Raw genomic sequence first — 19,254 nt, forward strand, 5'->3', positions numbered from 1 at the left:
GTCTGATCGTTCGATGAGATCCCTCGACGAAAACTCGGGCTTCGCGGCGGCCACCCGGGCGGCCCAGGCGGTCATCGCGGCCGACGCTGCCGACCGAACGGTCCGGCCGCAGTCGCACAGTCGCCTGCTCAGTCACGGATCGCGAACCGAGCGGGCAGTGCTGTTGCTTCACGGCTACACGCACGGACCCGAGCAGATGGACGCCCTGGCCGGCGATTTCCACGCGCGGGGTTACAACGTCTGGGTCCCCCGGGCGCCCGGTCACGGCACGACCGATCCCGGGGACCACCGCCGCATCACGACCAGCGGCCTCACCATGTACGCGACCAGAGGTCTGGACATCGCCGCCGGGCTCGGGGGCGAAGTCGGTGTCGTCGGGATCTCGGCCGGCGCGATCCTGGCCACCTGGCTGACGCAGCAGAGCGGCCCGGCCGTGAACCGGCTCCTGCTGCTCTCGCCGTTCTTCGGCCCGGCTCCGGGCCAGGTGCCGGCCTCGCTGTTGCGACCCCTGACCTTCCTGTACGGGCGGGGCCTTCTGCCGGACCGGGTCACCAGCCGCGGATACTCGCTGAGATCGGTCAGCCGGTACCTGGCGATCACCCGTCACCTCGTCAAGCCGGCGCGACCGGCTGGTCTGCGCTCGATCGCCCTGGTCATCAGCGCGCTCGACGACGTCGTCGACACCGCGGCGGCGACGGCCGTGCCGGCCCGCATCGCCGGCGTCGGCGTCGGCGTCGGCGAGATTCTTCTGCCCACGTTGGTGGTGCCGGAATTGACCGGTCTCGGCCACGACACCCTGTCCCTCGCCGGTCGGCCGGACGAGGGCGAGCTGCGCGGGCAGTACATCCGGTTGTACGAGACGGGCCGGACCACGGTCGGTACGCCGTGATCCGGCCCGTTCAGCCCGGTCTGTCGAGGGCGCGCTGCCGCCTCGCGAACGGGGGATCGCAAGGCGGCAGGGCCGGTCAGAACGAGTAAGCGCGGAAGGACTGGTACTTGCCCGCCGTGAACGTGCGGAACGTGCCCAGGTTCTGCTGAAGCCCGGTGCAGCCGGGGCCGCTGAAGGCACTGACCTGCGCGACGATCCGCTCACCGGTGAGCGAGGCCGCGGTCGGCGGCATGGCCAGGCACGCGCCGTCCGGTTCGGCCACGTGGAGCAGGATCTCGGCGAACGTGCCCTCGAAAATGGTCAGCCCGGAGTCCGGAACCTCGATGGCGGCCTGTGCCGGCTGCGCCTGCAAGCCGATCACGGCGGCGACGCCGGCTGCGGTCAGACCCGCGAGAGTACGCATTCTCTTGCCCATGCTGAAACCTCCTGATCGATTTCCCGGACGAGGACGAGCCTTCGTCGAGGCATGTGATCGAGCGACACCAGCCTTTCTCCGGCGCCATCGATCGGCAACCGCGCGGGCTATGACTATATAGACAGAATTAACTTCACTTCGTCTTGAATTCGACCGGCCGGAATTCGTAGCACGCATTCTTCCGGACGCGACTGAACCTCATGGTCCGAGCTCCGTCGGACATGACGGATGACGGTCTTCGTACGCCTCCAGCCGAAGGCCGTCATCCACCCGGCCCGGGTCGGCCCTCTCACATCAGCGAACCAGGGCCGCCACCGTTCGTCGGTTCAGATATGCGGAACTCTGCACATACCCAGATCCTGCCGGCCGGCATCGCTCCGGCGCCGCCGCCCTGGCTGCCGGAGGTCACCCTGCGGCTGCTGGACGAGGCGCTGGTGGAGCTGGGACATGAGGAGAACAAGGCGGCGCGGTTGATGGCCGCGCTCACCGTGGCCAGCGGCGCGATCGTCACCGGCTTCTTCGCCGGCCGCTGGTCGCCGGTGAACCTGCCGACAGTGGCCTCGATCGTCTGGTGGCTGGGAGCGGCGGTCGCGGTCGGCGCGCTCGGACTGGTCGGCCGGGCCGCCACCTATGGCGACCGGCCCGACACCCGGGTGCCGGTACCGGGGCCGCTCGTGGGAGCCGACCTGGCGATTCTGCGCCAGTGGGCACTGGCTGTGGCCCACAACCCGGACGAGGATCCGGTCGCGCGTCTCTGGCGTACCCGGCGCACCATCGGGCGCAAACGCAGCCTGGTGCGCTGGGGCCTGATCGCCATGCCGACCGGGCTGGCCATCTGCCTGCTCGGTGGCTTCCTTCCCCTCTGAACCGTCAGGAGCTGTTCCCATGTCCGATGTCGACCACAGCAACGCGTTGCCCGAGACGGTGCACCGTCTGCAGCCGGAACTGGTGCGTCTGCGGCGCGACCTGCACGCCCATCCCGAGGCGGGCCTGCACCTGCCCCGTACCCAGGCGGCGGTTCTCGAGGCCCTCGACGGCCTGGATGTGGAGATCCCGGGGACGGGATCTGTCGTCGGTGACCGCGGTGCTGCGGGGGCGGCCGGCCCGGTCCGGCCGTACTGCTGCGGGCCGACATGGACGCCCTGCCGCTCACCGAGAAGACCGGGCTCGACTACGCCAGCCGGGTGCCCGGGATCATGCATGCTTGCGGGCACGACCTGCACACGGTCGCCCTGGTCGGCGCGGCCCGCGCGCTGGCCGGGAACCGTGCGGCGCTCGCGGGTGACGTCGTTCTCATGTTCCAGCCGGGTGAGGAGGGTTGGGACGGCGCCGACCGGATGATCAAGGAAGGCGTCCTCGATGCGGCTGGGGAGCGGGCACGGGCGGCGTACGGCCTGCATGTACGTTCCTACGAGACGCCACGCGGCGTCTTCCGCAGCGAGCCGGGAACGATCATGGGTGCCACCGACTCGCTCACCGTGACGGTGCAGGGCCGGGGCGGCCATACCTCGCGGCCGCACGTCGCCACCGACCCCGTCCCGGTGGCGGCCGATCATCACATCCATCCAGACGATGATCAGCCGGCGATTCGACCCGTTCGACCCCGTCGTGGTCACGGTGACCTCCGTCGATGCCGGCGCCCTAGTTCGTGCTCAGCCACCGAGGGTCGCGCACACCTCGACACCACGGTTGAAGCCGGTGCGGAAGGCGTCCACCCGGGCGAACCCGGAGGGCACGGCCGCCCCGGTGACGTCGGCCGCGATCCGGGACTGCCGGCCGAGCATCTCGGCCACCGCCTCGTCCAGATCACCCGGGGACAGGCCCAGCGCCTGGCCGTCCCCGGGACCGATGGCCGCAGCCCAGGCGCCGGTCAGGCAGGCCGCTCGCTGAGCGGCGACCAGTCCCTCGACCGGCCGGCCCGAGCGCAGTTCCCGGGCCAGCGCGAAACGGGACACCACCTCGGCGAAAGCGGCGAAATCACCGAGTCCGCCGTCCCGCGCCGGGGCGGCGATGCGGTCCAGGGCGTCGAGATCCAGTGCGACGACTCCCGGGTCCGGGCAGAACGAGGCCGGTGCGTCGCCACAGACCGGCTCGGTGGCGACCGATGGCTGGTCGGCCCCGAAGACCGCGCGTACGGTGGCTTCGAGATCGGCGCGGGCGTCGGGGTCGCTCGGCCGCAGCTGGCCCTCGTCGGCGGTGGCGGTGTCGGCCGTCTCCTGGGTGACCCGGCGGTCCACCTCGGACTCGTCCATCCGGGCGCACCGGACCGGTCCCTCACCGAAACCGGCCTGGAACGCCGACACGCGGTCGAAGGCGTTGCCGTGGGCATCGGGCGCGTCAACGGCCGAGCCGGGGGAGTCCCGGATGAAGAACATAGTGGTCAGCACCTGATTGAGACCCGGACCGGTGGACAGGGTGAAGCGCGGCGACTCGCCCGCGGCCACGAGCCGGAAATAGGCGCCGGTGTAGCAATCGGCCTGTTGCTCCAGCAGGATCGTGCGGCCGCTCACACCGAGCCGGGACTGGACGGCGTGACCGATCTCGTGCGCCATCACCGTGACCACGGCCATGTCACCGAAGCGTTCGGCCAGATCGGGCAGCAGCGCGCCCCGGTCCCACGCGACCAGATCCTCGGACGGGCAATGGAAGGCGTTGACCAGTCCCCGGGTCTCGGCGCCACAGGCCTGGCCGGCGCCGACGGCGGAGTCGTAGGAAAGCAGGTTGGCCACCGGCCGGTACTCGCCCCGGCCCAGGGAACGGAACTCGGTGAGCCAGAACTGCTGCACGTCCTCGACCGCGGCGATGGCGAGCCGGTCGATCCGCCCGTTCCCGGCCCCGGTGACCTCGGCCTGGGGCGCGGGCGCGTCCTCCCGCAGCCCGCTCAGCCCGTCGGTGATGGCCAGCCCGGCCACCCGGTCGGCAGTCCACATCTCCGGCACAGCCTTACCGGCCACGGTACGGCTGCAGCCGGCCAGGGTCAGCATCACGGCGACCAGCGGTAGCAGGCGTCGCATCATGAACGTCCTCGTCAGAAGTACGAGTGGGCCCGGCGTTCGCCGGGTCCACCCGAGGCGGTCGGCGTGGTCAGCCGAAGAAGATCGAGGCGATCCGGTCGTCGAAGCCGAGATCGTCGCTGAGGTCGTTCACGTCGGCGTCGATGACCTTGGACGTGCCCTTGCAGTTCGGCTGGGACCAGAGCTTGGCGGTGCCGTCGGTGCTCAGCGAGCCGGCGGTCATGGGCCGGCTGAGGTCGACGCAGCCGGAGCCGGAGACGCCCTGGGAGGAGCCCAGGAAGTCACGCTCGTCGAACAGGGTGACGAAGGTGGCGGTCCGGCGCGAGCCCGCGTCGCCGTTGTTGATGTCGGGGACCTGCTCGCCGTCGTCCTCGTCCCGCACGCCGGCCTTGGTGCCGTCCTGGGTGATACCGAACCAGGTTCCGCCGACGCCCTGACCCTTGGTCTGGCCGGGCCGGGTGTCCTTGGCGAAGCGGTACACGGGCCAGCCCTTGACGGTGACCTGGAGCTTGCCGTCATCGCGGCGGACCACCCCGACGGCCGAACGCTTGACGCCGGCGATGAAGATCTTGCCGCCCGGCTTGACGAGCACCGGCGGCCAGGTCTGGGCGCATTCGCCGTTGCACGTGGCCCGCGACGGGCTGGCGGAGTCCTTGTCGAACCGGTAGAGCGTGAGCCGGGCCCCGTTGACCAGAACCGGATCGAGCTCGCCGGCCCGGCTCCGGGTGATCTGCACCCAGCGGGCGGCCTTCTCGCTCTGGGCGGTCCGAGGCGCGCCGCCGTTGGGCAGAGCCCAGTCGCCGGTCTCGGGCTCGGCCTTGTTGGACGACGCGGTGCCCGAGGTGAGGGCGGCCAGGCCGCCCAGGTTGTCGGCGGCCGGCACGGCGGAGGCCGGCGTCGTGAGCGCCGGGGCCGGTCCGACGGCGTCGTAGCTGTCGCCGCTCGAACAGGCTGACAGCAGGACAGCCCCGGTCGCTGCGAGGGCGCACGCCATCAAACTCTTCTTGTTCATGGGTGGTTTCTCCTGAGGATTCGACGCCGTCCTCCGGCGTCATTCGCGGTCCATACGACGGCTCGCGGCCCACGGTTCAGCGCGGCCGGGACGTTCGGTCTGTTTGTGTTGCCGATCACCGGCCGGGCTCAGAGCGGCGGATTGTCGCCGAGCGGGGCCAACCGATCCGCGCGGCCGTGGAAGGCGAAGAGCAGCAGATCGGTCATGCGGAACGTGTCCCGCGACGGGCCCAGGGTCGGGTGCCAGAATCGGTCACGGACGATCGACGTACGGCTGGCCTCCAGCACCCGGTGGAAAACCTCGGCCACGATGCGCCCGCCCACGCCGTCGAGCCGTCCTCCGGCCAGCTCGGCCTCCCGCAGCAGGTAGAACCACAGCGGGGTGTTCCGGGCGAATTCCGTCCGCTCGGCGCTGGTGAGCTCGTCCAGGACCGCCCCGTGCCCACCGGTGAGGATCTGTTCGGGGCTGAGCCGGCGCACGCCCAGCAACTCCGCCATCTGCTGGCCACTGGCCAGGTTCATGGTGGCGGCGCGGGCCAGATCACGGAATGCCTGATTGAGCTCGACCCGTCCCGGGGCGGTGCCGGCGCCGCCGAAGGCGCCCTCGGGCAACGTTTCGAGAGGGTCGACCAGGACGGTCGAGACCGGGCGGGCGACGTTGATCCCGTCCGGCGCGGCCAGGTCGGGCCGGCCGTTCTCGCCGGCGAAGTCGTACTGGCGTCGCCAGTCCACCGCCCAGTTGGTCGGAAGGCGTTCGAACGGGCCGGATTCCTGGTCGTTGACATCCGCTGCGGTCGGATCGAAATTGCCGCTGAGGCCGGTGAAGACGAACATCAGGGGCAGCGTGCCGCGTTCGCCGTCGAAGATGCGGTTCCAGTCGTACGTGCGCCGGACCATGCTGTGCCCGAACCGGTAGGCGGCCACGGCGAACTCGATCGGCAGCGTCGGCGTGTCGGTCTCGCCGACCTCGAAGAACCGGCGGCCGTGGGTGAAGACGTCGTGCAGGATCGACGGCTGCACGATGCGGGGGAGCACGTCGGTGCGGACCATCCACTGGTAGTGGCGCACCACCGTCTCGCGGGCCGCGCGGAACAGGGCCGGGCCGGTCAGCCCGTCCTCAGCGAGCTGGTCGGCGACCCGGTTGTGGAAGTGCAGGAAGGCCAGGTGGGTCTGGGCCAGCAGCAGATTCTGGTCGTTGCGGGGGTCGGCGATCAGCGGGGCCTGCCGCTCGGCCTTGGTCCCGCCGTGGGTGACCCGGGGCAGGTCGTACCCGTTGAGGTTGACGTCGGTCCCGTCGCCGGCGATCGCCGCGGTGAGGCCGACCTTGAACCGGACCCGGTCGGGCGCGTAGAGCTGGTCGTCGTCGGCATCCTGCGGTCCCCGCCCGTAGACGGAATCCAGGTCCAGCGCGGGCGACCGCCCCTGAATCAGGTCTCGCAGGGAGACCTGCTCGTCGAGGCGTCCGCCGGTGCGGTCCATCGTCAGATCGTGGCCGACGAACTGGGACAGGTAGGTGTACCCGGCGGCGACCGCCGGAGCATCCGGCCGGGCCCGGTCCGGCTTCGCCGCGACCGGCGCCGTCATCGCGCGCGCCACCTTCTCGAGCACCGCACGGTCGAGGGGCCGGCCCTTCGGCCCCATCCGGGAGAAGCGGAAAGCCCGCAGCGGCTCCTTCGTCCCACGGCCACCCCGCAGACTGTCGTCCACGGTCCCCTCACCGGCGATGTAGTAGCTCGTGCGCGTGTGCCTCATCGGCGGTCCCTCGTCTCGGGTCGATCGCGTTGGGTCTCTCCCACATCGACGCGAGCACAGGTACCTCGTTCAGGGGCCGGAGGGTGACGCCGGGCTCTCCTGTCCAGAGTGAACCCGGCGGCGTCGGTTACGTCAGACGAGCCGCTGGGCGGCTGCCGTCACCGCCCGGACCGCGGCCGGATCCAGAGCGCTCAGCACGTGGCGGCGAATGCTCAACGCGTAGGAGTGCGCGAAGTAGGTGAGCCAGCTCTGCCCGGCCGGGGTGAGGTTTACGTACCAGCCGCGGCCGTCGTCCTCGGCGCGCTCGCGGAGTACGAGACCACGGCGTTCGAAAGTCCGGACCATCCGGCTGATCCGGCTCCGCGAGAGAAAGCTGGCGTCCGCCAGCGCCTGCAGGCGCATACGCCGGTCGGGGGCGACGTCAAGGCTTCGCAGGGCCCGATAGTCACTGAGAGTGATGCTGTGATCCCGGACGAGATCGGCGCTGACCCGCCGGTGCACGGCGGCAGCGGCGCTCAGGAACAAATTGAAGAACTGTTCTTCGGGCGGCGACAAGAGGTCGCCGCCCGGGTCCGGGACAACGGCGGTGTTCATAGAAGTTCGCCTTCCTTTCAGCGGATCGCCATCGCCGTCTACCGGACCGTCAGCTCGTCCCGCAGTTGCCGCATGGCGTAGTGGGCCCGGGATTTGACGGTGCCGATCGGAACTCCGAGCCGGGCGGCCACCTGGTCGAAGGTGCGGCCCTCGAAGTGCAGCTCGCGGAGCACGGACCGGTGGGCCGTGCTGAGCTCGTTCACCGCCTGCCGCAGGGCGAGCAGGGCGATCACCGTCTCGGCCGCCTCGCTCGCGACGGTGGCCGGCTCGGTCCCGGTCAGGCCGACCTCGGCCGGCCGTGACTGCCGCTTGCGGTACGCGTCGATGGCCAGGCGGCGGGCCACGGTGAACAGCCAGCGCCGCTGGGACTCCGGCTCGACCGGTACGGAGTCGATGTTCCGCCAGGCTCGGAGCAGGGTTTCCTGAACCAGGTCCTCGGCGGTGTGCACGGCCGTCGACGACAGCAGGCCCTGCAGGAAATGCAACAGTGCCGCGCCGTTGTCGCGCTGGATCTGCCGCAATCGGGTATCGGCGTTCTCTCGGCTGACGACGCTGGTCACGGTGGTCATGGCTACATCCCGGTGGCGATTGTGGCTGAGTCCGGGAGAGCGTAAGAAATCGCCTGTGTAATCCTACTTAATTGCTAGTTACGTCGTTGTGGACTGACGCCGGTCGACAATTTCAGAGGCTATTGACAATATGTCAACGCCGGTCGCCGAGCCAGTCACTCAGAGTACCGGAAGTTGCATCGGGGTGGGCCGAGCCCCGAGATCTGTCGAATGACCTAACCGCGTCGGGTGCGACTACCGCAGCCCATGACGCGGCCCGACTCGGCCGAGGGCCCAGCCCCGTGGCCCAGCTTCCACGAATCGGGCTTTCCGGGTGAACGGGATGGGTCCTCGCGGGGGCGCACCGCGGCGGGTCCACGTCCACGGCAGGCGAATGACTGATTCACCCGGTCGCCCGGGAGATCACTGTGGATGCCACAGCGGTCCGATGCCCGGATCGCCTTTCGGAAGGAACCCGACCATGAAACGTCAGTTCTCGAGTACGCCGCGGCGAGTGGCCCTGCGGACCGTCCTGACCGCCGGTGTCGCGGTGGCCGCGCTCGTCGCCGGCTCGGCCGGCGCGGTGGCGCAGTCCCGCCCGTCGGCCCAGAAGCCGACGGTGGTGCTCGTGCACGGGGCGTTCGCCGATTCGTCGAGCTGGAACGGCGTGGTCAAGCGGCTGCTACGCGACGGTTATCCGGTGGTGGCGGCGTCGAACCCCCTGCGCGGTCTGCACTCGGACGCCCAGTACGTGCGTACGGTGCTCGCCAGCGTGAAGGGCCCGATCGTGCTCGCCGGACATTCGTACGGCGGATCGGTGATGAGTGAGGCCGCCGACGGCGACAAGGACGTGAAGGCGTTGGTGTACATCGCCAGCTTCGCCCCGGACAAGGGTGAGAGCACGTCCGGCCTGGCCGCGAAGTTCCCGGGCGGGCAGCTGGGCGAGGCGCTCAACGAGGTCCCGGTGACGGTGCCGGGCGCCGGCGCGGGCACCGACCTCTACATCAAGCAGGACCAGTTCCGCCGGGTGTTCGCGGCCGACGTGCCGCGTCAGGAGGCAGCGCTGATGGCCGCCACCCAGCGGCCGATCACGAGCGCGGCTCTGGACGAGAAGGCGACCAGGACGGCGTGGAAGTCGATCCGGTCCTGGTTCATGATCACGAAGCAGGATCTGGCCATTCCGGCCGAGTCGATGCGGTTCATGGCCAAGCGGGCCAAGTCGCACACGGTCGAGATCAACGCGTCGCACGCCGTCACGGTCTCCGAGCCCCAGGCCGTCGCCGATCTGATCGAGCGGGCCGCCCGAGCCACCCGCTGAGCGACGGGTACGCCCGGCCGGCCGGCTCCGTGACCGGCCGGCCGGGCGAGGCCGGCGAGCGATGAACTGCGACCCGTGGGTTGCGTCGTAGCGGGAGGTAAACCGAAACCGATCATGAGGGAACGTTCATGACAAGCAAGGTGGCGCTCATCACCTCCCGGTTCATCGAGGCGGCACTCATCGTCCTCGGCGTCATGGTGGTGGTGCTCGAGAACACTACGGTCTGGATCGCGTGCTGGGATCTTCTGGCCGTCGTCTACATCGCGACCCGCATCCGCAGCCTGCGCCGAGCCCGCAACGGCGATTCGGCCGGCTGGCTCTCGCACGGCCTCGGCGGCCGCGCCGGGCTGATCTTCACCATCTTCACCAGCCTGGTCGGCATCATCGCCGGCTTGATGATCGTCCTGAGCGAGGACGGCGATCAGCAGGCGGCCAAGCTCGTCGGTGTCCCGGCCATCGCGCTGGCCTGGGCCATCCTGCACTTCGGGTACGCCGAGCGGTACTCCAAGACCTACTACGGCAGTCTGCCCGAGCAGGTGCTGGTCTTCCCCAACACGGATCGGCCGACGTTCATCGATTTCGCCTACTTCTCGTTCACGCTCGGCACCACGTTCTCGGTGTCGGACGTGGAGACGCAGACCTCCGGCATGCGTCTGCAGATCCTGTCGCACTCGATCCTGGGCTTTCTGTACAACACCGTGACCATCGCCATCGCCGTCAGCGTCATCTCCGGCTGAGCCACCGCGGGCCGGGCCCGGAGGGGAGCCCGGCCCGCGGCACACCGACCGGTGGTCAGCACGCCGCGGCTCCCTTTTCCTGCTCTGCGACTCAGAACTGCTGAGGAGGACAGTCCCGTGTCTCCGACCGACGACGAAGAATCCACGACCTGTTTCGGTGTGCTCGGACCAGTGCGGGTCTGGCGTCGGGGCGCCGAGCTGGATCTCGGCGCCCGGCAGCAGCGCCTGATCCTGGCTCTGCTGCTGGCCAACGCCGGGCGGCCGGTCGGGATCGGCGACATCGTCGAGGTGCTGTGGGACAAGGAGCCGCCCCCGAGCGCCCTGAACGTCGTGCACCGCTACGTGGGCACGTTGCGCCGGCTGTTCGAGCCCGGCCTGCCGGCCCGGTCTCCCGGTCGTTGGCTGTTGGGCGACGCGGCCGGCTACCGGATGCGGGTCGACCCCGCCCACCTCGACCTGCTGCGGTTCCGGGAGCTGGCCGACCGGGCCCGGTCCGACGAGCTGGCCGGCCGGCCGGCCGAGGCGATGACCGCCTACGAGGAGGCGCTGGCTCTGTGGCGCGGACCGTGCGGCGGCGCGTCCGAGCTCGTCTCCTACAACCATGCGGCATTCGGCGCCGTCGACCACGAGTGCGCGGACCTGGCCCGCAAAGCGGCCTCGCTGGCCCTGCGTCTCGACCGAGTCCGGTCGATCCTGCCCGTGCTGAGGCGTGTCGCCGAGCACCGGCAGTGGGACGAGGCGCTGCAGTCGCGGCTGCTGCTGGCGTTGTCGGCCGACGGGCAGCAGGCCGAGGCGATCGCGCTGTTCCAGGACGTCCGTCGCCGGCTGGCCGAGGAGCTGGGCGTCGACCCGGGCGAGGAACTGCGCGATGCTTACCAGTCGGTCCTCGCGCCGAACAGTTCCAGCTCGCCGGCGGCCGTCTATCCCGGGCGTACGCAGAATCATGGGACTCCGGTCACGGCCGCGGTGCTTCCGGCCCAGCTGCCGGCCGACCTTCCGCACTTCACCGGGCGGGGCGAGGCCCAGCAGCGAACCGTCGGCCTGGTCAATGGTCATGTTCTGACCCAGGCCACCGTGCCGGTGCTGGCCATCGACGGAATCCCCGGGATCGGGAAGACGGCGCTGGCCATCCACCTGGCTCATCAGCTCGCCGACGCGTACCCGGACGGGCAGCTCTACGTGGATCTTCAGGGTTTCGATCCGGAGCAGTCGGTGCTGCACCCCGCGGAGGCCCTGCGCGGCTTCCTCAACGCCCTCGGTGTCCCGGACACCGAGATCCCGGCCAGTCACCACGCCCGGTCCGGGCTCTACCGCAGTGTGCTGGCCGGGCGCCGGTTCCTGGTGGTGCTCGACAACGCCCGCAGCGTCGAGCAGGTGCGCCCGTTGCTGCCGGGCAGCGCCGGTTGCCTGGTCCTGGTGACCAGCCGGAAACGCCTGACCGGGCTGGCCACGGCCCACGGCGCGTTCCTGATGACGCTGGATGTTCTGCCGATCGAGGACGCCCGGGAGTTCCTCACCGCCCGGATCGGCGCCACCCGGACCGAGCGCGAGCCCGAGGCGGTCGACGAGATCATCGACCGTTGCGGGCGGCTTCCGCTGGCCCTGGCCGTGGTGGCCGCCCGGGCCCTCGTCCACCCCGCCTTCCGGCTGACCGACATCGCCCGGGAACTGCGGGACGCCCAGGGCAGCCTCGACGGCTTCTCGAACAACGACATGGACAACGACCTGCGGGCGATCTTCTCGTGGTCGTACCGGATGCTCAGCCAGCGCGCCGCGACCATGTTCCGGCTGTTGTCCCTCCACCCAGGACCTGACATGACAGTGCCGGCCCTGGCCAGCCTGGTCGGTGTTCCGCCGGCGGAGGCCCGGGTGCTCGCCGGGGAGCTGGTCCGCACCGGCCTGCTCACCGAGCACCGGGTCGGTCGCTTCACCACGCACGACCTCATCCGGGCGTACGCCCAGGAACTGCTTCGCCAGGGCCCGGACGGCGAGGTCCGGGCCGAGGCGGCTCACCGTCTGTTCCATCACTACCGCCGGACCGCGTACGAAGCGGACCTGCTTCTGGGGCCCGCCCTGGTGCTCGACCCGCCTGCGGTGGTGGCGGGTGTGTTCACGGCCAGCCTGACCACTGCCGCGGACGCTGAGGCCTGGTTCAACGCGGACCGGGATGTTCTCAAGGCCGTGGTGCAGCGCGAAATCGAGGAGGACCGGGTCTCGTCGGCCTGGCCGCTGGTGGTCAGCATGCAGAAGTTCCTGCAACGCGAGGGCTGGTGGCACGACTGGGCCGCGATCACCCGAGCCGGTCTGGAGGCTGCCGTCGCCGCCGGGGACGACCTCGGCCGCGCTCACATGGCCCGCGGCCTGGCCGGCGCGGAGTTCGCGCTGGGCCGGCACGACGGCACGATCCCGTTGCTCCAGCAGTCCCTCAACCTCTTCTGCCGGCTCGGGCTGTGTCGCGAGCAGGCGCTCGTGCATCGCAATCTGGGCCAGGTGAGCTCGGCGCTCGGCAGCCGTCGCGAGGCCGTGGCCCACTACGAGCGCGCCCTTCGCTTGTTCGAGTCGCTGAACGATCTGACCGCCCAGATCACTGTGCTCTGCCTGCTGGCCGACGAGCACTCGGCCCTCGGCCGCCCGGACATCGGCATGGATCTGGGTCACCGGGCCCTGGCCATCGCCGAGGCCCGGGGCGACGCCGACAGTCAGGCCCTGTGCTACGAGACCCTGGCCCGGACGGCCCGGGTCAAAGGCGATCTCGTGGCCGCCCGGGCAGCCTGGAAACGGGCGGCCGACTTTTATCAGCGGAGCGGCTGGCGGATGAACACGGTGAACTGTCTGCTGGAGCTGGGCGACACGGCCCTGGGCCTGAACGAACCCCACGCCGCCCGAGCTGCCTGGCGACAGGCCCTCGACCTGATCGGCCAGCAGCCGGTGCCGGAGCGGGCGCGGATCGAGGATCGCCTGGCGCGCCTCGAACCGGCGCGAGCCCTCCGAACACACAGCGGCAAGGTCCGAGCCCCGTCGGCCTGAACGGCCGACGGGGCTCGAGGTGCCCCGCCGAGGTCAGCGGCGGGCAGAGAGCTGGCCCCGGACGGCGCCGCCCGGCTGCTCCTCGGTGTGCAGGTTCAGGTAGAAGTCGCGCGGACGGTCCTTGATCTCGCGCAGCAGGCCGGCGTCGGTCACCGGGACCGTGCCGGACAACGCGACCACACCGTCGGGGATCGGGGTGGCGAACAGCGGGACCACGACATCGCCGTTGGTGCCGCGCTCACCGCGGTGGATGTGACCCAGCGTCGGCTCGGAGATCCGGGTCCAGGCGAAGGCGTAGTTCAGGAAACGGTTGCGCGGGGTCACGAAGCCGGCCGCCCGGCCGTTGCGGTCGCCCACGGCCGGCCCGCCCTCGGTCGGCACCTCCTGGTCACCGGACATGAAGGCCTCGAACTTGCCCCCCTTGAGCAGGGCCAGCAGCTTGCCGCCGCGAACCGGGCGAAGCTGGCCGCGGGTCGCGCCGCCGGGGAACTCCTTGGTGTGCAGGTTGGCGTAGAACTGCTCGGGGCGGGAGACGATGGCCCGGGCGATCCGCGCGTCGTCGACCCGGGCCACGCCGGCGACCGAGGTAACCGTCTCGGGCAGGGCGGCGCCCAGCAGGGTGACCCGGACGTCGCCGTTCTGACCACGCCGGCCCTCGTGCAAGTGGAACAGCGTGGCCGCCTGCTGGTTGCGCCAGGTCGCCACGAAACTTACCCGGTTGCCCTGGACCCGTACCACGGCGGTCGCGCGGCCGTCCGGGTCACCCACGGCGGGCCCACCCGCGGTCGGCACCTCCTGGTCCCCGCTCATCGTGGCGGCGAAGTAGAAGGCGCGCTGCCGGGAGCGCTCCACACCCTCGGCCAGGCTCGGCTCCGGCGCCGCCGCGGCCGGCCGGACTTGCTGACCGGCCGCGGCGGCCGAGCCGTGGCCGTGTCCCTCGTGCGCGCTCGCCGGTGTCCCCAGAGCCGCCACGAGGCCCGCTGTGGCGAGAACAGTCGTGGAAATCAGGGTCGGGAATCGCATGGACGTTCCTTTCGCGTCAGCCGAGCCGTGATTGGTTCGGCGATGCGGACCACACGCCACCTTCCCGGCGGCGGTTCGCCGATCGTTAGCCCCGTCACACGGAGATCGTTTCGCTGAACCGGTGGTGCGGAGGCGGAGTGCCGGTGCCGACATTCGTCAGCGAGGAGGAACAATGCGAAAGTCCATTGTCGTCACCGGCGCGGTCGCTCTGGTGGCCCTGGGGGCCTGTGGTGACGCGAAGACCGAGGAGCCGGCGGCCAGGCCCGCGAGCTCGGCCGCCGCGCCGGCCGAGGGCGGGGCCGAGGTCCGAGTGCAGACGACGGCCCTGGGGGACATCCTGACCGACCAGTCCGGCCGCACGCTCTACGCGTTCACGCCGGACAAGGAGGGATTCGGTTCGTGCCAGGAGGACTGCACGGCGGTGTGGCCGCCTTACCTGGCCGAGGCGCAGACCAAGGCCGGGCCGGGTGTCGATGCGGCCAAGCTGACTGCGATCGAGCGCGAGGGGGACGTCGCCCAGGTGAAATACGGCGACTGGCCGCTCTACTACTACGTCGCCGACCTGGGTGCCGGCGACGTGGACGGTCAGGGCGACGAGGACGGTCAATGGTGGGCCGTCGACGTCGACGGCAAGCTGGTCAAGAAGATGCCCAACGCGTAGCCGTGGCTTCACACCGGCCGCACGACCTCGTACCGGCCCGAGTCGTCGAGCACGCGAACGGTGACGGACCCGGCCTGGCCATCGGCCTGGATGTTGCAGGAAAACCGGAGGCCCGGCCGCACCGGCACCTTACGCGGGCAGGCGATCCGCTGGACGTCGAGCAGGTAGGTGTCGCGCACCACGGCCAGGACGCCCTGTTCCAGCGACGCGGTCTCGAAGTTTCGTGAACCGAACGGTCCGGCCGCGACCAGGCCGGTGACGGCCAGGGCGACGGCGACCGCGCCGGCGGTCAGGGCCACCGGCACCGTGCTCCGGCGCCGGGGAATGCTGCGCCGGGCCGGATCGGCGACGTAGTGGACCATCGGCGGCGGAGGCGTCCAGCCGGTCGCTGGTTGCCAGTTCCAGCCAGGAGGAGGCGCGTGTTCTGGACGGGGGCGGGCCATGTAGGGCGGCACTTTCGCCCGCCCGGAGGCTTTTCCCGCTCCGGCGGCCGGTGTGGCGGGATCGGGAGTCTCAGGCAGCGCCATCGTCGTGTGCCTCTCGTTCCGGCGGACCGTTGCGCAGACAAAGACGCCTGCGCCGCTGACGAGTTCACCTGGGCGGACTGTGGCGTTCGCCGCCGAACAGCCGGTTCCTGAACAGACCGGGCCGAACCACGTCAGGAGGAGTGTCCAGCCCCCTGCCGGGGCCTGAGCAGGAATGGAAGCCATGCCGACAACGAAAAGCGCACGCCGACGAGAAGTGGCCGACGAGGCCTTCGTTCGATCGCTGTTCGCCGAGCACGGCCGGGCGATGCTCGGGTACGCCAACCAGCTGACCCGCGACCGGGCCGCGGCCGAGGACATCGTCCAGGAAGCGCTGGTCCGCGCCTGGCGTCACGCCGACGACCTCGGCTCCGACGGCAAGGGCTCGGTGCGCGGCTGGTTGCTGACTGTGGTCCGCAACCTCTTCCACGACCAGGTGCGGGCCCGCTCCCGGCGCGCGCCCGAGACCTTCGAGGCACCACCGGACGTGGCCACCGAAAGGGACCACGCCGACCAGGTGGTCGCCTCCATGGTCGTCCTCGACGCGCTGGCCCGGCTCTCGTCCGAGCACCGGGCGGCGCTGGAACTCACCTATCTGCACGGCTACGGCATCGCTGAGGCGGCCGAGGTTCTGGGCGTGCCGCCGGGCACGGTCAAGTCCCGTGTTTTCTATGGCTTACGGGCGCTGCGTGACCTGCACGCCGCCGACGAGACGATGAAGGAGCGGTCGGTCGTATGACGAGCGGGAACGAGGCGTCCCTCGGCGACCACGCCGACATGGCGGGCCTGTTGATGCAGACGCTCGGCGACGAGGACAAAGCCCGGGCCGAGAACCACCTCGCCGGCTGCGAGCAGTGCCGGGACGAGATCGACTCGTTGCGGACGTGGAGCGACGCGCTGGCCGCGGTGCCCGAACCGATGCGCATGGACGGCCCGCCGGACGGCGGTGACCTGCTCCTCCAACGTGCCCTGCGGAAGGTGCGGGCGGAGTCGACCGGCTTTCGCCGGCGGCGTACGGCACTGATCGGTGTGGCCGCGGCGGTGGCCGCGGTGGCCGCGTTCGGCGCCGGTGCGGTGGTCCGTCCGTCCGGCGTCCCGGGCGACGCGGTGGCGCAGAACGCGTCGTCGCGGCCGGAGGCCCGGCTGGCGGAGACGACCGATCCGGCCACCAGCGCCCGGATGCGGCTCGCGGTGGCCCCGGCCGCCGGGTGGGTGCGGCTGCACGCCGTGGTGTCCGGCATCCCGGCCGGGGAGCGGTGCCGGTTGGAGGTGATCGACCGGGGCGGGGCCACGCTGGTGGCCGGTAGCTGGGTGGTCTCCGCCGCGGGCGAGTCGGAGGGCACCAGTCTGGACGGGAGCGCGCTGGTCGACCCGGCCCAGGTCACGGCGGTCCGGGTGGTGAACGAGCAGGGCCGGGTGTTCGTCCGGGTCACCCTGTGATCCTGGCGCCGGCCCGGCCGGGCCGGCGCCAGCTCAGTCAGCGCCGGGATGCCCCCGGCTCCGCAGCGGCCCGGCGGAGCGCGTCGTTCTTCATCCGCTCCGCCCGTTCCAGTTCGGCCGGGCTGACCTTCGGCCTGCCGAGCTGCCTGGCCGCCTGATAGTAGGTCCAGGCCAAGCCGTCGCAGGCGGGACGGACGATGGCGTTGTAGGTGTCGCACCGGCGGGAGAGGTCGGCGTAGAGCGTCTCGTCCAGGCGCGTCTTGTTGGCGGGGAAGAGGCCCGCGGCGTCGTAGTTGCGGTAGCCGAAGTCGTGGCGCCGGCAGGCCAGCCGGAAGTCGAAGCCGGAGGGCTGGTCCGGACTGGTCGTGCAGTAGTCCGTGGTCCAGTCGAAGCCGTACGAGGCCCATGCGGCCTGATTGAGCCGTGCGTTGTTCCAGGCCGTGTAGCTGGCCGCGGCGGGCTGCGTCCAGGCCGCCAGCACCGCCGCCTTGTCGGTCGGGTCCGCGGCCTGTGCCGCCGAGGCGGGCGCGACGAGCGTGGTCATCACGGCCACAGCGGCGACTGCCAGACCTCTGTAACGGGGCATCAGAATCCTTTCTTGGACCCGCGTCGGCCGGTCCGGCACTAGGAGCGGTACGTGACGGTGTCGATGTCCGAGGCCTTAGGGCCGCGGAAGACTATGAACAGCGGCCCCGACGTGGTCCTGTCCAGAGTCGCCGTCGCGGTCGCATGGGTGCTGAAGTTCGCCGTACCGCGGAGCGCGACCGTGGCCAGCAGCGTGCCCGTCGCGGAGTCGCTGCGGAGCTCGATGACCGTGTCACCACCACCCGCGGCGTAGCGCAGGGCGACTTTGCGCACACCGGCCAGCGACCGGTTGCGATAGCCGACGTGGTCACCGTTGTCCGTGTGCCCCACGGCACGGCCACCGCTGGCCGTCGGTGGGAACGAGTCCTCGGTCCCGTTGTTGTCGGTGTACGACTCGGCTTCGAAGGTCAGGCGGATCGGGGCCGGGCTCGGGCTCTTGCTCGCGGTGGGCCGGACGGGGGGAGCGCTGCTGCTCGGAGTCTTTGTCGCAGACGGACGAGCCGGGCGGGAGGACGGCGAGCTCGGCGCGCGGCCGGGGGTGGCCGACGCCCGTGCCGACGGTTCCACCGCCGGTAGCGGCACCAGGGCCTCCTGGCGGTCCACCGGGTCCGGACTCGTCGCGAACTGCGCGACCACGTCCGGCGGATCCTGGCCGGCGAACAGCGCAGCCGCTGTTGCCACGGCGACGGCCGTCGCCGTGGCCAGCAGGACCACGACCGGGCCGCGCCGGCGCCGGGTGGGCCGGGGCGGCTCCGTCCGTACCGGAGGGGCTGCTGTCTCGACCGGCGGCTCGACCGCCCGCGGATTCGGCTCGGACAGCACGTAGCGGAGCAGCTCGGTCGCCTCCGCCGCGGTGGCCCGTGCGGCCGGGTCCTTCTCGAGCAGGGCTTCAAGGACGGGCTCGAGCAGGCCGGCCTGCTTCGGCGCGGTGGGCGGGTCGACCGTCAGCGCGGCCAGCGTCGCCATGGGCGATGAGCGTACGTAGGGTGGCCGGCCTTCGACGGCGGAGTAGAGCGTCGCTCCCAGGGACCACAGGTCGGACGCCGCCGACGCGGGTTCGTCGAGGGCGCGCTCGGGCGCCAGGTACGACGGTGATCCGAGCATCACGCCGGTCCTGGTCATCGTCGAGTCGCCGACCGAGGTGGCCAGCCCGAAGTCGGTCAACACGGTCCGGCCGTCCCGGCCGAGCAGCACGTTGGCCGGTTTGACGTCGCGATGCAGCACGCCGACCCGATGCGCGGCCTGCAGCGCGCCCACCAGGTCGAGGCCCAGCCGGGCGGCCCGCGCCGGATCGAGCGGGCCCTCCCACTTCACCTCGTCGTACAGCGAGCGGCCCCGCACCAGCTCCATGACGATCCAGGGGTTGCCCTCGTGCTCGACCACGTCGAAGATCCGGACCACATGCGGGTGGTCGATCTGCGCGATGGCCCGCGCCTCGCGGATCGCCCGCTCGTGCAGGTCGCCGAGTTCGGCCGGGCTCAAGCCCTCGGGCGCGACCTCCTTGATGGCGACGGCCCGGCCGAGCAGCTCGTCGTGCGCCTCCCACACCCGTCCCATGCCGCCCTGCCCGAGCAGATCGAGCAGCCGGTAGCGGCCGGCCACCAGGCCACGGTCGGACGGCGTGCTGCTGCCACTCATCTCGATCCTCTCGATGCGCAGTGCTGACGCTTCTACGACGGACCGGCCGGTGTGGGGTTCACCTCGTGCCCGGGCTTC

18 protein-coding genes and 1 pseudogene are annotated in these 19,254 nt (G+C 71.0%); 9 read left to right on the forward strand and 10 right to left on the reverse strand.

Going from position 1 to position 19,254, the window contains the following annotated elements:
- Positions 1–13 precede the first annotated feature (13 nt).
- On the forward strand, positions 14–889 hold the full coding sequence (locus M1L60_RS33550) for an alpha/beta hydrolase (RefSeq protein ID WP_253241585.1): 876 nt from the start codon (positions 14–16) through the stop codon (positions 887–889).
- Between the two features lie 76 nt (positions 890–965).
- Here M1L60_RS33550 and M1L60_RS33555 read toward each other — a convergent pair whose 3' ends face one another.
- A complete protein-coding gene (locus M1L60_RS33555) occupies positions 966–1,304 on the reverse strand; it encodes a hypothetical protein (protein WP_253241586.1) in 339 nt (112 codons plus the stop codon).
- A gap of 332 nt (positions 1,305–1,636) precedes the next feature.
- On the opposite strand from M1L60_RS33555, the gene M1L60_RS33560 reads away from it, so the two are divergent.
- Both M1L60_RS33560 and M1L60_RS48380 read left to right on the forward strand, forming a co-directional pair.
- The gene (locus tag M1L60_RS33560) at positions 1,637–2,170 is read left to right on the forward strand and encodes a Pycsar system effector family protein (protein ID WP_253241587.1); all 534 of its coding nucleotides are present in this window, start codon (positions 1,637–1,639) and stop codon (positions 2,168–2,170) included.
- Positions 2,171–2,437: 267 nt separating this feature from the next.
- Positions 2,438–2,800: pseudogene (locus tag M1L60_RS48380) on the forward strand (M20/M25/M40 family metallo-hydrolase); the annotation flags it as partial.
- 156 nt (positions 2,801–2,956) lie between these two features.
- Here the strand turns inward: M1L60_RS48380 and M1L60_RS33565 are convergent.
- The 5 genes from M1L60_RS33565 to M1L60_RS33585 form a co-directional block, all read right to left on the reverse strand.
- A complete protein-coding gene (locus M1L60_RS33565; protein WP_253241588.1) occupies positions 2,957–4,321 on the reverse strand; it encodes a neutral zinc metallopeptidase in 1,365 nt (454 codons plus the stop codon).
- Positions 4,322–4,388: 67 nt separating this feature from the next.
- Positions 4,389–5,330, reverse strand: coding sequence for a hypothetical protein (locus M1L60_RS33570; RefSeq protein WP_253241589.1), 942 nt, complete (start codon positions 5,328–5,330; stop codon positions 4,389–4,391).
- Positions 5,331–5,458: 128 nt separating this feature from the next.
- Positions 5,459–7,081 carry a peroxidase family protein gene (locus M1L60_RS33575; RefSeq protein WP_253241590.1) on the reverse strand — a complete coding sequence of 541 codons (1,623 nt, stop codon included), beginning with the start codon at positions 7,079–7,081 and terminating at the stop codon, positions 5,459–5,461.
- A 132-nt stretch (positions 7,082–7,213) separates the two neighbouring features.
- Positions 7,214–7,675, reverse strand: a complete 462-nt coding sequence (locus M1L60_RS33580; protein WP_253241591.1) for a MarR family winged helix-turn-helix transcriptional regulator — start codon at positions 7,673–7,675, stop codon at positions 7,214–7,216.
- A 38-nt stretch (positions 7,676–7,713) separates the two neighbouring features.
- The gene (locus tag M1L60_RS33585; RefSeq protein WP_253241592.1) at positions 7,714–8,244 is read right to left on the reverse strand and encodes a sigma-70 family RNA polymerase sigma factor; all 531 of its coding nucleotides are present in this window, start codon (positions 8,242–8,244) and stop codon (positions 7,714–7,716) included.
- 460 nt (positions 8,245–8,704) lie between these two features.
- On the opposite strand from M1L60_RS33585, the gene M1L60_RS33590 reads away from it, so the two are divergent.
- The 3 genes from M1L60_RS33590 to M1L60_RS33600 all read left to right on the forward strand — a co-directional run bounded on the left by M1L60_RS33590 (position 8,705) and on the right by M1L60_RS33600 (position 13,305).
- On the forward strand, positions 8,705–9,541 hold the full coding sequence (locus tag M1L60_RS33590) for an alpha/beta fold hydrolase (RefSeq protein WP_256517664.1): 837 nt from the start codon (positions 8,705–8,707) through the stop codon (positions 9,539–9,541).
- A 128-nt stretch (positions 9,542–9,669) separates the two neighbouring features.
- Positions 9,670–10,278: a DUF1345 domain-containing protein gene (locus M1L60_RS33595; protein ID WP_253241593.1), complete on the forward strand. Its 609-nt coding sequence runs from the start codon at positions 9,670–9,672 to the stop codon at positions 10,276–10,278.
- Positions 10,279–10,395: 117 nt separating this feature from the next.
- A complete protein-coding gene (locus M1L60_RS33600; RefSeq protein WP_253241594.1) occupies positions 10,396–13,305 on the forward strand; it encodes an AfsR/SARP family transcriptional regulator in 2,910 nt (969 codons plus the stop codon).
- 33 nt (positions 13,306–13,338) lie between these two features.
- Here M1L60_RS33600 and M1L60_RS33605 read toward each other — a convergent pair whose 3' ends face one another.
- Entirely contained in the window at positions 13,339–14,328 is a 990-nt protein-coding gene (locus M1L60_RS33605) for a CHRD domain-containing protein (RefSeq protein WP_253241595.1), read from the reverse strand.
- 172 nt (positions 14,329–14,500) lie between these two features.
- Between M1L60_RS33605 and M1L60_RS33610 the strand changes: the two genes are divergently transcribed.
- Positions 14,501–14,989: a COG4315 family predicted lipoprotein gene (locus tag M1L60_RS33610; protein ID WP_253241596.1), complete on the forward strand. Its 489-nt coding sequence runs from the start codon at positions 14,501–14,503 to the stop codon at positions 14,987–14,989.
- Positions 14,990–14,997: 8 nt separating this feature from the next.
- Here the strand turns inward: M1L60_RS33610 and M1L60_RS33615 are convergent, their stop codons facing one another.
- Positions 14,998–15,516 carry a DUF4333 domain-containing protein gene (locus tag M1L60_RS33615; protein ID WP_253241597.1) on the reverse strand — a complete coding sequence of 173 codons (519 nt, stop codon included), beginning with the start codon at positions 15,514–15,516 and terminating at the stop codon, positions 14,998–15,000.
- 181 nt (positions 15,517–15,697) lie between these two features.
- On the opposite strand from M1L60_RS33615, the gene M1L60_RS33620 reads away from it, so the two are divergent.
- Complete coding sequence (locus M1L60_RS33620) at positions 15,698–16,252, forward strand: sigma-70 family RNA polymerase sigma factor (protein ID WP_253241598.1); 555 nt, start codon at positions 15,698–15,700, stop codon at positions 16,250–16,252.
- Positions 16,249–16,953 carry an anti-sigma factor gene (locus M1L60_RS33625; protein ID WP_253241599.1) on the forward strand — a complete coding sequence of 235 codons (705 nt, stop codon included), beginning with the start codon at positions 16,249–16,251 and terminating at the stop codon, positions 16,951–16,953. The genes M1L60_RS33620 and M1L60_RS33625 overlap by 4 nt, the downstream gene beginning before the upstream one ends.
- Before the next feature lie 37 nt (positions 16,954–16,990).
- Here the strand turns inward: M1L60_RS33625 and M1L60_RS33630 are convergent, their stop codons facing one another.
- Positions 16,991–17,539: a phospholipase gene (locus M1L60_RS33630; protein WP_253241600.1), complete on the reverse strand. Its 549-nt coding sequence runs from the start codon at positions 17,537–17,539 to the stop codon at positions 16,991–16,993.
- A gap of 38 nt (positions 17,540–17,577) precedes the next feature.
- Positions 17,578–19,176, reverse strand: coding sequence for a protein kinase domain-containing protein (locus M1L60_RS33635; RefSeq protein WP_253241601.1), 1,599 nt, complete (start codon positions 19,174–19,176; stop codon positions 17,578–17,580).
- Between the last annotated feature and the right edge of the window lie 78 nt (positions 19,177–19,254).

Origin of the sequence: Paractinoplanes aksuensis, from assembly GCF_024137025.1 — a bacterium.
In the GTDB taxonomy this organism is placed as follows: domain Bacteria; phylum Actinomycetota; class Actinomycetes; order Mycobacteriales; family Micromonosporaceae; genus Actinoplanes; species Actinoplanes aksuensis.

Bases quoted from the DNA above. Each gene is read 5' to 3' on its own strand.
- M1L60_RS33580 (WP_253241591.1), bottom strand. From the start codon at position 7,675: ATGAACACCGCCGTTGTCCCGGACCCGGGCGGCGACCTCTTGTCGCCG.
- M1L60_RS33610 (WP_253241596.1), top strand. From the start codon at position 14,501: ATGCGAAAGTCCATTGTCGTCACCGGCGCGGTCGCTCTGGTGGCCCTG.
- M1L60_RS33550 (WP_253241585.1), top strand. From the start codon at position 14: ATGAGATCCCTCGACGAAAACTCGGGCTTCGCGGCGGCCACCCGGGCG.
- M1L60_RS33555 (WP_253241586.1), bottom strand. From the start codon at position 1,304: ATGGGCAAGAGAATGCGTACTCTCGCGGGTCTGACCGCAGCCGGCGTC.
- M1L60_RS33625 (WP_253241599.1), top strand. From the start codon at position 16,249: ATGACGAGCGGGAACGAGGCGTCCCTCGGCGACCACGCCGACATGGCG.
- M1L60_RS33630 (WP_253241600.1), bottom strand. From the start codon at position 17,539: ATGCCCCGTTACAGAGGTCTGGCAGTCGCCGCTGTGGCCGTGATGACC.
- M1L60_RS33590 (WP_256517664.1), top strand. From the start codon at position 8,705: ATGAAACGTCAGTTCTCGAGTACGCCGCGGCGAGTGGCCCTGCGGACC.
- M1L60_RS33565 (WP_253241588.1), bottom strand. From the start codon at position 4,321: ATGATGCGACGCCTGCTACCGCTGGTCGCCGTGATGCTGACCCTGGCC.
- M1L60_RS33620 (WP_253241598.1), top strand. From the start codon at position 15,698: ATGCCGACAACGAAAAGCGCACGCCGACGAGAAGTGGCCGACGAGGCC.
- M1L60_RS33595 (WP_253241593.1), top strand. From the start codon at position 9,670: ATGACAAGCAAGGTGGCGCTCATCACCTCCCGGTTCATCGAGGCGGCA.
- M1L60_RS33605 (WP_253241595.1), bottom strand. From the start codon at position 14,328: ATGCGATTCCCGACCCTGATTTCCACGACTGTTCTCGCCACAGCGGGC.
- M1L60_RS33560 (WP_253241587.1), top strand. From the start codon at position 1,637: ATGCGGAACTCTGCACATACCCAGATCCTGCCGGCCGGCATCGCTCCG.
- M1L60_RS33570 (WP_253241589.1), bottom strand. From the start codon at position 5,330: ATGAACAAGAAGAGTTTGATGGCGTGCGCCCTCGCAGCGACCGGGGCT.
- M1L60_RS33635 (WP_253241601.1), bottom strand. From the start codon at position 19,176: ATGAGTGGCAGCAGCACGCCGTCCGACCGTGGCCTGGTGGCCGGCCGC.
- M1L60_RS33585 (WP_253241592.1), bottom strand. From the start codon at position 8,244: ATGACCACCGTGACCAGCGTCGTCAGCCGAGAGAACGCCGATACCCGA.
- M1L60_RS33615 (WP_253241597.1), bottom strand. From the start codon at position 15,516: ATGGCGCTGCCTGAGACTCCCGATCCCGCCACACCGGCCGCCGGAGCG.
- M1L60_RS33575 (WP_253241590.1), bottom strand. From the start codon at position 7,081: ATGAGGCACACGCGCACGAGCTACTACATCGCCGGTGAGGGGACCGTG.